At 44.9% G+C, this 15,276-nt stretch carries 13 protein-coding genes; 9 read left to right on the top strand and 4 right to left on the bottom strand.

The features are described from left to right. Positions 1-88 precede the first annotated feature (88 nt). The gene (norR, locus tag K08M4_RS17720) at positions 89-1,681 is read right to left on the bottom strand and encodes a nitric oxide reductase transcriptional regulator NorR (protein ID WP_086050844.1); all 1,593 of its coding nucleotides are present in this window, start codon (positions 1,679-1,681) and stop codon (positions 89-91) included. Between the two features lie 349 nt (positions 1,682-2,030). On the opposite strand from norR, the gene hmpA reads away from it, so the two are divergent. Next, positions 2,031-3,227, top strand: coding sequence for an NO-inducible flavohemoprotein (gene hmpA / locus K08M4_RS17725; RefSeq protein WP_086050845.1), 1,197 nt, complete (start codon positions 2,031-2,033; stop codon positions 3,225-3,227). Positions 3,228-3,386: 159 nt separating this feature from the next. Here hmpA and K08M4_RS17730 read toward each other — a convergent pair whose 3' ends face one another. Together K08M4_RS17730 and clcA are read right to left on the bottom strand one after the other, a co-directional pair. After that, positions 3,387-4,367 carry a TDT family transporter gene (locus K08M4_RS17730; RefSeq protein ID WP_086050846.1) on the bottom strand — a complete coding sequence of 327 codons (981 nt, stop codon included), beginning with the start codon at positions 4,365-4,367 and terminating at the stop codon, positions 3,387-3,389. A 205-nt stretch (positions 4,368-4,572) separates the two neighbouring features. Beyond that, complete coding sequence (clcA, locus tag K08M4_RS17735; RefSeq protein WP_086050847.1) at positions 4,573-5,979, bottom strand: H(+)/Cl(-) exchange transporter ClcA; 1,407 nt, start codon at positions 5,977-5,979, stop codon at positions 4,573-4,575. A gap of 572 nt (positions 5,980-6,551) precedes the next feature. Here clcA and K08M4_RS17740 point away from each other — a divergent pair. The 3 genes from K08M4_RS17740 (at position 6,552) to K08M4_RS17750 (ending at position 9,789) form a co-directional block, all read left to right on the top strand. Next, positions 6,552-7,535, top strand: a complete 984-nt coding sequence (locus K08M4_RS17740; RefSeq protein ID WP_086050848.1) for a CobW family GTP-binding protein — start codon at positions 6,552-6,554, stop codon at positions 7,533-7,535. Between the two features lie 182 nt (positions 7,536-7,717). Next, a complete protein-coding gene (locus K08M4_RS17745; RefSeq protein ID WP_012600498.1) occupies positions 7,718-9,004 on the top strand; it encodes a DEAD/DEAH box helicase in 1,287 nt (428 codons plus the stop codon). 164 nt (positions 9,005-9,168) lie between these two features. Then, a complete protein-coding gene (locus K08M4_RS17750; protein ID WP_004731394.1) occupies positions 9,169-9,789 on the top strand; it encodes a LysE family translocator in 621 nt (206 codons plus the stop codon). A gap of 269 nt (positions 9,790-10,058) precedes the next feature. Here K08M4_RS17750 and K08M4_RS17755 read toward each other — a convergent pair whose 3' ends face one another. Further along, positions 10,059-12,086, bottom strand: coding sequence for a PhoX family protein (locus K08M4_RS17755; RefSeq protein WP_086050849.1), 2,028 nt, complete (start codon positions 12,084-12,086; stop codon positions 10,059-10,061). Between the two features lie 254 nt (positions 12,087-12,340). Here K08M4_RS17755 and K08M4_RS17760 point away from each other — a divergent pair, with 254 nt between their 5' ends. The 5 genes from K08M4_RS17760 (at position 12,341) to K08M4_RS17775 (ending at position 15,258) form a co-directional block, all read left to right on the top strand. After that, positions 12,341-12,682, top strand: coding sequence for a YggL 50S ribosome-binding family protein (locus tag K08M4_RS17760; RefSeq protein ID WP_004731398.1), 342 nt, complete (start codon positions 12,341-12,343; stop codon positions 12,680-12,682). A 255-nt stretch (positions 12,683-12,937) separates the two neighbouring features. Continuing rightward, positions 12,938-13,078 carry a hypothetical protein gene (locus K08M4_RS22170; protein WP_167409374.1) on the top strand — a complete coding sequence of 47 codons (141 nt, stop codon included), beginning with the start codon at positions 12,938-12,940 and terminating at the stop codon, positions 13,076-13,078. Beyond that, positions 13,071-13,754: a spondin domain-containing protein gene (locus K08M4_RS17765; protein WP_086050850.1), complete on the top strand. Its 684-nt coding sequence runs from the start codon at positions 13,071-13,073 to the stop codon at positions 13,752-13,754. Before K08M4_RS22170 ends, K08M4_RS17765 begins: the two co-directional genes overlap by 8 nt. A 9-nt stretch (positions 13,755-13,763) precedes the next feature. Then, the gene (locus K08M4_RS17770) at positions 13,764-14,444 is read left to right on the top strand and encodes a spondin domain-containing protein (RefSeq protein WP_086050851.1); all 681 of its coding nucleotides are present in this window, start codon (positions 13,764-13,766) and stop codon (positions 14,442-14,444) included. Positions 14,445-14,526: 82 nt separating this feature from the next. Further along, on the top strand, positions 14,527-15,258 hold the full coding sequence (locus K08M4_RS17775) for a response regulator transcription factor (RefSeq protein WP_086050852.1): 732 nt from the start codon (positions 14,527-14,529) through the stop codon (positions 15,256-15,258). The last annotated feature ends 18 nt before the right edge of the window (positions 15,259-15,276 follow it).

The raw sequence follows: 15,276 nt of genomic DNA on the forward strand, positions 1-15,276 counted from the left end.
ACTCTCTCTACATATTTAAAATTAGCGTTACAATTTGCAGCATTATATACACAAGTTTTGCTAGATGCTCGCAACAAACCGCTAATATCTATTTTGTCCGTTCGATCGTGTGAGACTTCGCCACATTTAGCCCTAAACGTTTAGACAGTCGAGTCAAATTGGCTCTGTCTGTTTTCAGAATTCGTCCTGCTTGCGCCCAGTTAAAGTTGGCGTCTTCCAATACTTCAGTAATGATACTGCGCTGAAAATCATCGGTAGCACCACGCAAACCTGCAGAAAGGTCGATCGTTGGTGTTGATAACGGTGTGTTTTTTACCTGTGTCGTCGCTATCGGCTGATCTTGGTCGAGTGGGCCACAATCTTCTTTAGTGATTGTCACGAGGTTTTTGTTGGTGCTACGAGCTAATGCTTTTAGTGCTGAACGGCTGATAACGTGTTCAAGCTCACGCACGTTACCTGGCCAACCGTAACGGTTTAGAAATACCAGTACATCAGAGCGGAATTTAACTTGGTTGATACCAAGTTTACGACGTGCCTGTTCTAGAAAGAAGCCTGCTAGCAAGCTAATGTCGTCACCACGGTCTTTCAGAGCGGGTACTGCGATAGGGTATACACTCAGTCGGTGGTATAAATCGGCTCTGAATCGACCGTCTTCAACTTCTTGCTTTAAGTCTCGGTTGGTTGCTGCCAAAACACGAACATCAATGGTTTGAATGTTGTCTTGGCCTACCGGTTGGATTTCGTTGTTTTGCAGCGCACGCAGTAACTTACTTTGTGCTGCCAAAGGCAATTCACCAATTTCATCTAAGAACAGTGTGCCGCCGTCGGCTAGAGCAAACTTACCTAAGCGGTTTTTGTCTGCGCCAGTAAATGCGCCACGAACGTGACCAAATAGTTCACTCTCTACCAAGTTTTCAGGAATCGCCGCACAGTTAACATACACAAGCGGGTTACGCTTACGCTGTGATTGATGATGCAGAGTACGAGCCACTAACTCTTTACCAACACCAGTATCACCATGAATCAGAATATTAAATTCAGAGGGTGCGACAACCGCGATATCGTTTTTAAGCGCGACCATGGTGTCACTATTACCAATCAATTCGCCGCCGTCACGTTCCCACGCTTCAACATTCAGCTCTTCCAGTAATTGCTTTGACTGTTTTGCTTGATGTTCAAGTTGCGAGAAAGTCATCGCCATTTGCATCGTAGAGGCAGCAATAGCAGCGAGAACTTCTAGGTTCCGAGCAGGAATATTCGCGAAGACATCAGGTTTTAGGCTGTCGAGGGTTAGTACCCCTAACAATTTGTCACCAAAAAGAAGAGGCAAACCCATACAGGCATGCATGGGCAAATCGCCGTCGTGGTCGATCAGTAAGCCATCGAAAGGATCAGGCAATGAGCTATCCGCATCAAAACGAACTGGAGAACGCGATGCACAAATCGCATCAAAACGTGGATGTTCTGAAATAATAAAGCGGCGACCGAATGTATCTCGACTGAGCCCTTGCATTGCGATGGGTACTAGCGTGTCGCCTTGAAGGCTTAAAAGTGCGACACAATCACACGTTATGGTTTTACGAATGGCATCGATTAAGCGATTGAAACGGTCTTGATCGTTCACACCGCTGGCTAAACCAATGGTCATTTCCATGAGAGTGGATGCTGAGATATCTTGCATAAAGGGCTCATACTGTTTGTATTTTTATACATGGTAGAGTCTTTATGACATAAAAAAAAGGTCTTTTTGACTAAAGTTTGAAGAGGGTTTTTGAAGGGATGCTAGGCACAACAAGCTTTCGCATGTTGGCACCGTTTGTGCAATGTGTCCATTGCGTGTTGTCTATATGACTGAATATCTGACCCATCATTGATTTGAATCAATGAATGCGAATTTATCAGCCCACGTAATTCTCATAAAAATAGTAGCCACAGAGCTCATTGAGAAAGAATTAATATAAAGTCATCTTTAAATAAAATTAGTCAATTTGACACGAAAGGTCAAAAGGCTAAGTGTTCGGAGTAAATCAATGCTAAACAATCTACATATCAACATCATCAAATCGACGATTCCTCTTTTAGAAAGCGCAGGCCCTGCTTTAACTCAACACTTCTATCAACGTATGTTCATGCATAACCCTGAATTGAAAGATATCTTCAATATGACTCACCAAAGAACCGGTCGCCAAGGCGTGGCACTGTTTGAAGCTATCGCGGCTTATGCTAAAAACATTGAAAACCTAGCAGCGTTAACCTCAGCGGTTGAGCGTATTGCACAGAAACATACAAGCTTTAACATTCAGCCTGAGCATTACCAAATCGTTGGCCTTCACCTAATTGAAACACTGCGTGAATTAGCTGCTGATGCATTCACACCAGAAGTAGAAGAAGCATGGACAGCAGCTTACCTATTCTTAGCTCAAGTATTTATCGACCGTGAAGCGGAACTTTACCTACAGCGCAAGCAAGCTGTTGGTGGGTGGGAAGCTGCACGCGCATTTGTAATTGCGGACAAAATTGAAGAATCAGCATTAGTAACAAGTTTCATCCTTCAACCAAAAGATGGCGGTGAGGTTCTGGATTACACACCAGGACAGTACATTGGTATCGAAGTGAAACCTGAAGGCGCTCAGTACAGCGAGATCCGTCAATACTCACTATCTGACAAACCAAACGGCAAGCAGTACCGAATTTCTGTGAAACGTGAAGGCCAAGGTCAAGAAACTCAAGGAGTAGTATCGAATCACATGCACGATACTGTTGCTATCGGCGATGAAGTTAGCCTATACGCGCCAGCGGGTGATTTTATGTACCAAGAGCGCAGTAAACCGGTAACGCTTATCTCAGCAGGTGTGGGTGTTACACCAATGCAATCAATGCTTGAGTTCTTAAACAACCAGCAGAAAAACGAACCTGTGCTGTACCTTCACGCTTGTGAAAACGTAGGTCAGCACTCTTTCACGACTCGTGTTAAAGACATTGTTGCCGATAAAGGTTGGGAAGCGAAAACGTGGTACATGAACAAAGGCGACTCTGTATGTGAGAACACACATCAAGGTCAAATGGATCTAGCATCTATCTCTGACACTAACGGCTTTGAAGAGAGTGATTTCTATATTTGTGGCCCTGTTGGTTTTATGAAGAACATCGTAGAACAGCTAGATGCACTTAAAGTTGACCGTTCTCGCGTCCATTACGAAGTCTTTGGCCCTCACGCTAACTTCTAATAGCTCTCGACAGTTCAATTGACACTCGCCTGAACTGTTACACCTTGCCTATACAAAGACCTCATATTGTGAGGTCTTTTTTCGCTTGGTTTATCCAGCGAGAGGTAATTGGTTATTGGAGTAGGGGTGGGAACCAAGGTGAGATCTTCTACCTTAGGTTTAAGACCGTTTGATCTTCTTAGACATATAATCTGTATCAAAAAACTCAGGCCAGTACATTTTCACATAGCCGCCCGCAACCCAAATCACCAAGATAGTCGCGATGGTTAATTCAAAGAAGCCGAATTTATGCAGCCAATACCATTGTGGGTATTCCGCGCCGAAAAACGTGGTTAGGCGGTGCATAGCAATGGCGCTGATCACGGATGGGAAGGTGACGGCAGCAATCGAAGGTTGGAATTTCAGACGCATTAATCGGATGTAACACAAGTAGATCAACAGTGTCATGGTGATGGCAATGCCAGCCAAAGCTCCTGTCAGAATCGGATCTGGGTTGTCGAAGTTCACCAAGTAAGCGGCTAAAGATAAGTTAACCGGAGCCGCCATGATTGCGAGTGTTGGTCTTGCTCGACGTGGCAGGTTTCCTTCGAACACCAAGCGATACAACACCACTGGCAGCATGAGGAAATAGATACCGATACAAGTGGCCGCCAGTGTCTCTGAAAAAACGGTGTGTCCAAACTGTGTACCTGCTAAGGAACTGCTGATTAACCCCACGGGATACAGGAACCAACTCGGCACAATGTTCGACATTTTGAAATTGAGGATCTGAAAACTAAAGAACAACACCATCATGGTAAAGTGTAATAACAACGCACAGAACCAAACTGGGTAAGCAATGACTGGAGATATTTCGGCTAAGTAGTCACATAGAATCAATAACGCCATGCTCATTGGCGCCATTAAGCTTCCAACTAACGGGTGACGTATATCATTGAGGAAAGCACTAAAGTTCGTTAGATAACGGAGTAAAACGGGTAGCAATAATAGAGCACCAAACGCAGCAAGGTAGGGGCGAATGATTTCACCAATGCCCGGGACATACAAAGCCCAAGCTTGCCCTAGCCCAATAACACCAAGTGCCAAAGACGCCTGAGATGGCGGAACATTTTTTACTTGGGTTAATCTTCTCCAGTTCAACGACTTGCTCCGACTTAGTTAATTACAGAATATTAGATTCTTTGTATTAGTTAGAGCGTGTAGGTGTTTGGTCAATAGATTTTGAGAGCACTCAACTAATTTTGAGTGGATAATAGCAAGTTTAACGTTTGCTTTTTTGATTTTGATACGGAATCGGGATATTAAGCACGTTGAATGTGTGCTTTTTTTCATTAGTCATTTGTGATTAACGAACTTCCTCTTGCTGAGGAAGATCTTGCTGTCTTAGTTTCTCGTTTTTAAGCGTGCGGTTCAGCAGTTGGCTGTAAATTGGCTGACCACCTAACATCTGGGCAATGATTACCGCGCCTAAGCAGGTGATGATCAACGGCAAGATGAGGTAGTAGTTATTGGTCATTTCAATAACCAACAGTATGCCAGTGATAGGCGCTCGCACGGTAGCGGCAAATAAGGCGCCCATGCCAGCAATTGCAAACATACCCGGTTCAATATTCAGTTCAGGAAAGAATACCGCCGCGATAAGCCCGAACGCATAACCAAAGAGGGTTCCTAGCGCAAGCATTGGTGCAAAGATACCGCCAGGCGCACCAGAGCCGAAACAAAGCAGAGTAGTAATGACTCGCCCTAAGAAGATCAAGAGCAATATGTTGGCGCTGTAGTTGCCATTAGTGATGTTCGGGATGATACCAATACCACCGCCAGTCAATTCGGGGATATAGAGCAGTAATAATCCGAAGCAACCGCCCAGCAGGGTACCTGTCATCAAGTAGCGTTTACGGTCATTTTTATGTATTGCCACAAATAGCTCTTGGGAAAGCGTAATCAGCTTATTGAAAATGACACCAAACAGGCCGAACAACACGCCTAACAACAAGAACAACCACAGAGCGTCCAGTTCAGGCGGTTGGTATTGCGGCATTGTGATAACGGCAGATTGACCATTGATCGAACGAAACACAATATTGGCTGAAACCGCCGATATGATGACGGCTTTGATCGAAATGAGTGAGTAACGAAACTGTGGTCTCATTTCCTCGACTACAAACATGATTCCGGCGAGTGGTGCGTTGAATGCCGCGGCCAAACCACCTGCTGCACCCGAAGCCAGCAGTGAATGTCGGGCGTCGTCATCTTTGACTCGAAATATATCTGTGACCATGCGGCCGATACTACCGCCCATTTGAACGGTTGGTCCTTCACGGCCTAACACCATCCCAGAACCTAATGCGCCCATACCGCCAAAGAATTTTACGGGCAATACTCTCCACCATCGAACTGGGCGCATGCCGTCCATCGCGCCTTCGATTTCAGGTATACCTGATCCAGCAGCTTCTGGCGCAAAGCGGTGCACGAGGAAATAACCAATAAAGGCAAATGCTGCACTAATTAGGAAAGCGGCGAGCCAAAGGGGTAAATGACTACCGATTTCATCTTTTAGCCAATCGGTACGAGTCTCTGTGATGAAATGAACCGCGACTTCGAAATAGGTACCTACCACACCAGCAAGTACACCAACAATACAAGAAAGAAAGAGAACAGAAGCGGGTGTCTTATCTCTTGAGAGAAATTGATTAATAGCATCCCTTGGCATTTTTGCTAGCAAGGACTGCTTAATTTTCTCTCTTCTGGTCATTGAGGCTAGGTTCCTGAGTCGTTAAAGGAGGGCTGTACTGAATTATACGCCTCCTATACATATCCTATAGCAATAAAGATGAAAAGTTGATTTTCATTTATGGAATATACTCATTTCATAAATGGAATCTATGGACAATAGTGGAATCATTGTCACAATTTTGATCGAATATCTGGGGGCAGCTTGAATATCCCCAAAAATGAACCATAGTTAAATCGTAAAGCAACATAACAAACCGCAAGGAGAAGTGAGGTTTTACACACAATTTGGATGGATTCAGAAACAAAGTTTTTAGTTCCTCGTTAATTGTTCAGGTCGATATTTAAGGCTTCCTGATTCGCGAACTCACGATTGAGTAACGAGGGTGAGGCGTACTGAGTAAGTACGCCTTTAGTTCGTCTGGAGCGTCCAAACTTCGCATCTACCTATCTATTTACCCTCTATTTATTTCTACTCTTATCTATTCTGATTATATTTTCGCAATGTCTCTATTAATGAATCTCAGTATAAACAATCGATTGGGGTCAACTTTTCGGTGATTGAGTTATACTCCCTGAAAAAGGAGAACTGATATGACCAAAAAAGTTCCTACAAACATAATTACGGGTTTTCTGGGTGTCGGTAAAACGACCGCTATTTTGAACCTACTAAAAAACAAACCTGAGAATGAAAACTGGGCTGTTCTGGTTAATGAGTTCGGAGAAATCGGCATTGATGGCGCATTGATGACAGATCAAGGCGCTTTGATTAAAGAAGTGCCGGGTGGTTGCATGTGTTGTACTGCAGGCGTCCCTATGTCGGTGGGCATTAATGCTTTGCTGCGCCAAAAACCAGATCGTTTATTGATTGAGCCTACAGGGCTTGGTCACCCTAAACAGGTTATTGCGACACTAACTTCAGAACAGTACACACCTTATGTTGATTTAAAAGCGACGCTTGGCTTGGTTGACCCACGAAACCTATCCAATGAAAAGTACACCTCGAATCAGAATTTCAATGATCAACTGGGCAGTGCAGATGTGATTCTTGGTACTAAAGTTGACCTTGTTCATTCTGAAGACATCGATGTGTTCAATGATTGGGTGACGGATCAAACGCCAGCAAAAGTATTCCATAAGCTAATTCACGATGGTGAAGTGCCATTGGAAGTGTTGGATATTGAAAGAGTATATGGCAGTGCTTCCTCTCATATTGAAGCTCACCATCACGATCACGCTGAACAAGAGCCACAATTCCAACTTCCTCCCGGTGAAGCTTTCATCCGCAAAGAGAATAAAGGGCAGGGCTACTTTAGCTGTGGCTGGTTGTTTGGCGCTGAACACAAATTTGATTTTGATGCGCTATTCTCAATGTTGTCTGATTTGACGGCTGAGCGTGTGAAAGCGGTGGTGAATACTGACCAAGGTTGCTACGCGTTCAACGTGGCGAATCAAGTTGTATCTGTGAATGAAATTACACTGGACGGCTTTGAGTCTCGTCTTGAAGTGATTGACTCGCAGCTCATGCCGTGGAGCGATCTCGAGCAGATTCTACTCAAGCTGTGTGGCATCAAATAGCCCTGTTTTTGCTGTTTGAACCAAGGATCTTGGTGTTTACCTCGTTGAAGGCGGGATAAACACCAGATTAAATGAGAAAGTTTGCGTTATATCACGATAAATGTGAGATAAATCACTCTAATTACTTTATAGTGCTCGGCTGAAATAAGAATGTAGGCTGTCTGCTTAAGGAACCCGTAACAATGTCATTTTCCTCTCAAGGTTTTGCTCCTGAATTAGTCAAAGCGTTGACTGAGTGTGGTTATGAAAAACTCACTCCAATTCAACAAAAAGCGATTCCAATGGCTCGTAAAGGCCATGATATTTTTGCTACTGCTCAAACCGGTACGGGTAAAACAGCGGCATTCTCATTGCCTGTTATCCAACATCTTTTGAACAGCGGTAAAAAGGCGTCTAGAGGAACGGCTCGCGGCCTTATTCTTGCTCCAACTCGTGAGCTTGCTGCGCAGATCGCTCAAAACATTAAAGACTACGTTAAATACACTGAACTAAGCGTTTCAGCGGTTTACGGTGGTAACAAAATGTCTTCACAAGTTCGTCAATTAGAACTGGGTGTGGATATTTTGGTTGCAACACCTGGCCGTTTAGAAGAGCACTTAGAAGCGGGTAACGTGTCTATCGCAAACCTAGAGTTTCTAGTATTTGATGAAGCTGACCGTATCCTTGATATGGGCTTTATCAATGCCGTTCGTAAGATCATGTTGGATGTAGAGACATCACCGCAAATCATGATGTTCTCGGCAACGACTTCTACTCAGTTGAACCAACTGTCTGTTGATATTCTACGTAAACCAAAACGTATCAGTGTTGAGCGTGAAAACTCAACGGCTGCTACTGTCGGTCACGTGGTTTACCCTGTGGACCAAGAACGCAAAACAGAACTGCTTTCTGAGCTGATTGGCCGTAAAAACTGGCGCCAAGTTCTTGTGTTTGTGAACTACAAAGAAACAGCGAATGATGTAGTTAAAGAACTTAAGCTAGACGGCATTAAAGCGGTACTTTGTCACGGTGATAAAGCGCAAAGCGCTCGTCGTCGTGCTTTGGATGATTTCAAAGAAGGCCGAGCACGTGTGATGGTTGCAACCGATGTTGCGGCTCGTGGTCTTGATATCGAAGACTTACCACACGTAATTAACTACGACATGCCTTTCCTAGCGGAAGATTATGTTCACCGTATTGGCCGTACAGGTCGTGCTGGTAAACAAGGTCACGCAATCTCTTTTGTCAACCGCGAAGAAGAGCTGACTGTTGTCCAAGTTGAAAAACTGATTCAACAGCGTATTCGCCGTGTTGAACAGCCGGGTTATGAACCGAAAAAACGTGATGCTTACATCGAGAAGCTGAACACTAAATCGGCTTACAAAAACCGTCAGGGTCGCAAGAACAACGCGAACGAAGAGCCACAAGATCAAGCAAGCGCTGAACGTCGTTTGACTATGATGAAGCGAATTAAAAACCGTCGTAAGTAATTACGGTTGGTGATTGAAAAGAGCCACTGTTATGTGGCTCTTTTTGTTTGTATTGTTCGCAATATTGGTTATTGTCATCACTACTTCGTTTCAATATCGCTTCGTTTCAAGTCCGATCAAGAAGCAAAAGCTACTAAATAAAAATAAGCCAGTAAGGTAATAATATGGATAGCGCACTACTTTGGGCTTTTATTCCCACGTTTTTCTTTGTCTCAATCACGCCCGGTATGTGTATGACCTTGGCTTTGACACTGGGAATGAGTGTTGGATACAAACGTACATTATGGATGATGATCGGTGAACTGGCCGGTGTCGCTGTGGTTTCTATTGCTGCGGTATTGGGTATTGCATCGATCATGTTGAACTACCCATGGTTATTTACGGGTTTCAAATTTGTTGGTGCCGCATATTTGTTCTATTTAGGCGTTCAGATGTGGCGTTCAAGAGGCAAGTTGGCGATCAGCACTGACAACCAAACAACAAAAGTCAGCAATGATTGGGATTTGGTGGTGCAAGGCTTTGTAACGGCAATCGCGAATCCTAAAGGCTGGGCATTCATGATTTCGTTATTGCCTCCTTTCATTAACAGTAATAAAGACTTAGCGCCGCAGTTGTTAATTTTAGTGTCTATTATTCTGGTTTCTGAATTTGTTTGCATGACTTTATACGCGACAGGCGGAAAGAGCTTAAAGCACATGCTGGGTAAAGCCGATAACGTTAAGTTGATGAACCGTATTGCTGGTACATTGATGATGGGCGTTGGTGTGTGGTTGTTCGTGAGTTAACTGTGATTAACGGCATTGCGATCAGTGATAACGGTTAGAGATCCCCGACTCAGTCGTTCCTCCTTCTCGAGGATGACGCGTACTCGGGATGATGAGTACTTAGGATGACGATGAATTTTGAAGATTCGGATTCTTACTCAAGCCGAAGAATGCATCGAATATAAAAAGAGCGATAGGACATTTGGCCTTATCGCTCTTTTTGATTTTACTTAGCTAGCGAACAGAAACTAGATAACAGGAAGGTTGCTGATCTTAGCTAGATTTGCTTATTAAACCGCGATTTCTCCGCCGTCTTCACGACGAATCACTACGGTAGATGCTCTTGGGCGAACATTGCCTTGAGTCTGTGCGGTCGCATCTTCTGACGATGGCCAGTTAGCTGGATGTTGAATGTTCACAAACAGTGATTTGTAATCTGGGCTAATGGTAAAGCCAGTCACTTCACAACCGTTTGGACCAACAAAGAAGCGTTTGAGCTGTGCTTGGTTGTTTGCATCAATCACCGCGCTGTTGCCGTTGTCATCCGTTAACTGGGACGGAACCACTGCCAGCATTTGGTCATTGGTGTAGCCCGTTACTTCATCTGCGCCGTTATCAGTCTGAATCCACAAGATGCCACGAGCATCAAACGCTAAGCCGTCAGGGCTCGCGAACTGGTTCATGTCTGTTAGACCCGAGCGGTTAATAGACTTGTCTTCCACTGCTGGAGAACCGAAGACAAAGATATCCCAATCGAATTCACCTGCGGTTTTGCCTTCATCCCAACGAATAACATGACCGAATTTGTTGTTTACGCGAGGGTTTGCTGAGTTCGCTTCTTTACGCTTGTTGTTATTCGTCAACGTTAGGTAAGCCGTACCTGTCATCGGGTCAACAGAGCACCATTCAGGGCGATCCATTGGCGTTGCACCAACAAGGTCGGCTGCGCCTGCTGTATTGATGATAAGCGCTGCTTGAGAGTCAAATGCATCACCTAGCTTGCCGCCGTTTGTAGTCTTGCTGCTCAGAGTCAGTGGTAGCCAAGTACCTGAACCATCATCATTGAACTTAGCCACATACAGCGTGCCTTTATCCATGTACTTGTCACCCGCACTTAGGCGATTGCTCGGCTCTGTATCACGCGGGTCCCATTTCTCTTCAGAAACGAATTTGTACAGGTATTCAAAGCGAGAATCGTGACCAGAGTAGAACACGATTGGCTCGCCTTCGGCCAACTTACCAAACGTACAGCCTTCATGGCGGAAACAACCCAGTGCAGAACGTTTTTTAGCGCGAGAGTTAGCTGTGTATGGGTCGATTTCAACAATGTAGCCGTGACCATGTGCTTCGTTACGGTAGTCATCCATTGCTGACTCACCTGTTGGTGTCACGTCAAAGCGTGCAAACTCGTCTAAGCGTTCTTGTTTGTTACCTGAAAGCGTATCCCAACCGTAACGTGTTTTGTCGGTTGCGATACCAATACGTTCTTGAGCTGGCGTTGTCTCGCCTTTGTTCACGAAATAACCCGGCCAGTTCTCTTCACACGTTAGGTAAGTGCCCCATGGCGTGTAGCCGTTACCACAGTTGTTCAGTGTGCCACGAGCTTGGCTGCCGTCTTGCGAGAACTTGGTCTTGGTAAATTCACTGTGAGCAACAGGACCAGACAGATCCATTACTGTAGCGCCCGTGTAGCGGCGATTCAGTGGATCGTTATCGACCATCACCCATTGATTATCTTCAAGCCTAACGCGAACCACACTCACGCCGTGCGCGTTGATCTCTTTACGTACTTCATCAAGGCTAGGGCGGTTGCCTTCATCGTATGTTGGACCATTAGCGTGCAGCGCTTTTTGGTCGATGTATTCGTGGTTGATCACCAACAAGCCATCATTGCTGTTGCCATTAAGTGGGAAGAAGTGCATGCCATCGTGATGCATGCCTAATGCGTTGGCTTGATCTTGTGCATTGTTGGCGCCGTCTTTTAACCAAGCATTGCCTTGCTTGTTAAGCGGAGTCCCCCAAGGAACCAGAACTTGTGCCGTGTAACCTTTTGGTACGACTACGCTGTCTGTCAATGAGCCTTTAACCGATTCGAAGGCAAGTGTTGCAGTGCTTTTTTGTGCGCCTGTTGCTTGCATTGTCGCAGCGTTAGCGGTGCTGTGGCCTGCTAAACCAAACGCGCCAAATGCGGTCATTGCACTGATGCCTAAACCGCCTTTCAGAACGTTTCTTCTTGAAAGGTTCGCATCTAGAACTTCTTCGAAGGGCTTGTTGTTACTCTTGTTAAAACGAGTGCTATCAAATGTTTCCTTGCTCATCGGGACTGCTTCCTATTGGCTGACTTTATTATTCGTTATTCATGATTCGCCCAGTTATCAACTAATGAGTTAATAAGTTGGGTCAATGTGTGACCAATCGTGAAGCAGTTAAGTGACAGATTTTTATAGTTTTGATTAAGGTTTTGTTTCTGTAGCACGACTTTTGCCATTAAGCGTCTCGTGTAATACAAAACTCTTGGGGATCAGCAAGGAACTGTGTATAAATGCTTTATCAAACGAAAAGAGAGACAGTTATGAAATTAGATAAAATCGAAAACAAAAATCGCCGCCTACGCAAGAAGTTATACCTAGGTGAATTCGCTATTTTAGGTTTTGAAGTAAGCTGCACGACTTCGATTGCTGATTTTGACCAATACGATGTGTTCATCGATGAATTTATCGATTTTATCGACAGCATCGGCCTGTGTTTTGGCGGCGGTGGTTTAGAGCTGTTCGAAGGTTTCTTATGTTCTATTGAGCGCTACCGTTCAGTGACAGAAGCAGAGCAACTGCAAGTAGCGCAGTGGCTTGAAGCTCGCGCAGAAGTAAGCAAAGTTGAAGTAAGCGAACTTGTTGACGCAAACTACGCATTCTAAATTGGTGTTGTTCGGCTAGCTCAGTTGGAAGCGAATAGAGTCTTCCTGAGAGAAGCTTTATACATCAGTGAAAGGCCCAGTCGGTATATCGATTGGGCCTTTTTGCGTTTGGTCTACGCTATTCTAGAACCATGGTTCCTTGTGTAACTCTCATTTTTATAACGAGAGTTTCTAATTATGTATCAGTCTTTTATGTCTGTTTTTTCTGGATGGTAAGAAGTTTGAATAAACTTGTGAGAGTTTTATGAGAATTCAATGAAGTTGCTGATAGATTTGATCGCCATTCTTAGAGTCAACAACACCACAATTCGTTCTGGTAAAGGTAACGGTATATCGCTGTTACTCGTTTTGTTGGCAACGATAGGACTCGATAAAGGATGGAATCAAAATGAATAAACGTACTCAAATCAGCTTAGTGATCAGCTCGGCTATGTTGGCCTTCGGAGCGGCTCAAGTTCAGGCTGCTGAGCTTGAAGTCACTGTCACTAATGCAACGAAAGGGATCTACTTTACGCCTATCTTGGCAGCCGCTCATGACTCCAGCTTGTTCATGTTTAGAACGGGTGAGAGTGCTTCTGCGGAATTGGAATCGATGGCCGAAGGTGGCGATATTTCAGGTCTATCGAGTTTGATTGCAAACGCGGGTGGTGTGGTGGTTGAAAACCCAGCTACCGGTATTCTCAATCCGGGCATCGCAACTACGTTTGATATCGACACTGGTGATTTAGCTTACTTGTCATTGGGTGCAATGCTGCTGCCAACCAACGACGGTTTTGTTGGCTTAGACAGTTGGAAAATCCCAACTCAAGCGGGCACCTACAAAGCGACCCTCAATGGCTATGACGCAGGCACTGAAGCGAATGATGAGTTGGCTGGCAGCATGCCAAACCCGCCATTTATTACCTTTGGTGCTAGTGGTACGGGAGTTGAAACTGCAGTGTCAAACGCTAAGGTTCATATTCATCCGGGTAACATCGGTGATAGTAACGCGGCTGGCGGAATCAGCGACCTTGATAGTAGCAGTCATCGTTGGTTAAACCCTGTGGCTACTATCACTATTGTTGTGAAGTAAGGGGGATGTATGAAAGCTAGAATTCTATTTATCGCTGCATCAGTAGCTGTGTTAGCAGGTTGTCCGGACGATGACGACGATTACTATCGCTATGATGTGAGTGTGACTAACCTCACCCCCAATCAACCTATGTCGCCCCTCGCGGTATTGACTCACAATAATACCTTCAACTTGTTTGAAGTCGGGCAAAGTGCCTCGGTCGATCTTGAATACTTAGCGGAAGGTGGCAGTAATGCACAATTGCTTGCACTCAGTGGCAGTGACGCCAATGTTTATCAAGGCATCTCTGGCAATGGACTGATTCTTTCTGGTGAAAGCGACACTGTTTCAATCCGTGTCAATCCTAACCAAGAAGACTACCTCTCCGTCGCTTCCATGTTGGTGAACACTAATGATGCGTTTGTTGGTGAATCCGGTTTGTCGCTCAAGTCATTAGCGGTGGGTGACACCTTCGTCATGAAAATGAATGTTTGGGATTCAGGAACGGAATTGAACGTCGAGCTTGCTGCAACGATTCCGGGGCCTGCCGGTGGTGGTGAAGGCTTTAACACTGCAAGAAATGACACGGATGTAGTGAGTTTCCATGCAGGCGTAATAAGCCAAGATGATGGCCTGACGACGTCGACACTAAGTGGCAACCACCGCTTCCTTAACCCAGGCGCAAGAATCACTATTACTCGAACTGAATAATAGGGTTGAAAGCACGATGAAATAATTCCTGTTCTGTTCCGGTCAATTGAAAGGTGGGTAGACTCCGAATAGAGCAGGGATCATGAATAATGCTGCGGTAAATTTGATGGCAAACATATTGTTGATTGAAGACGATGATGACTTAGCTGAACTGGTGAAGATGCATCTTAAGTTCCAAGGCCATGACGTAATCAGGACCAATGTGATTGAAAAGGCTCAGGCGCTCTATGAAGATGGTCATTTCGATTTGATCGTACTGGATCGTGGCTTACCAGACGGTGATGGACTCGATTTTTGTCGAATGTTACGTCAGCAAGAGGACTGGACACCTGTATTGATGCTGACGGCAAGAGATGCGGAGCTAGATAAGGTGTCAGGTTTAGAAGCTGGTGTTGATGACTACATAACGAAACCTTTCAGCGTTCTTGAATTTCAAGCAAGAGTGAGGAACGTACTTCGCCGTTTAAGCCATGTTGAATCAGCGACTCAAGAGGTTGTGACAGCAGAATCAACTATGAATTTTGGCGGGCTCATTATTCAACCTGAACGCCATCAGGTGTCACTCAATAATCAAGACGTACCGCTGACTGCTACCGAGTTTACCTTGCTTCATTTCTTAGCAACCCGCCCGGGACGTGTGTATAGCAAAGACGAGCTGCTCGATCATGTTTGGAATACTCATCACTCTGGCTATCACCATACCGTCTGTAGCACAGTCAACCGCTTAAGAACCAAGCTTGCGATGCCGAATAGCGATGATGATTTTATCAAAACCGTTTGGGGTGTTGGCTATAAGTTTGAGTCAAAAGCTTAGGTCTATGTGTCGCGTCCT

This window comes from Vibrio syngnathi (assembly GCF_002119525.1).
In the GTDB taxonomy this organism is placed as follows: Bacteria; Pseudomonadota; Gammaproteobacteria; order Enterobacterales; family Vibrionaceae; genus Vibrio; species Vibrio syngnathi.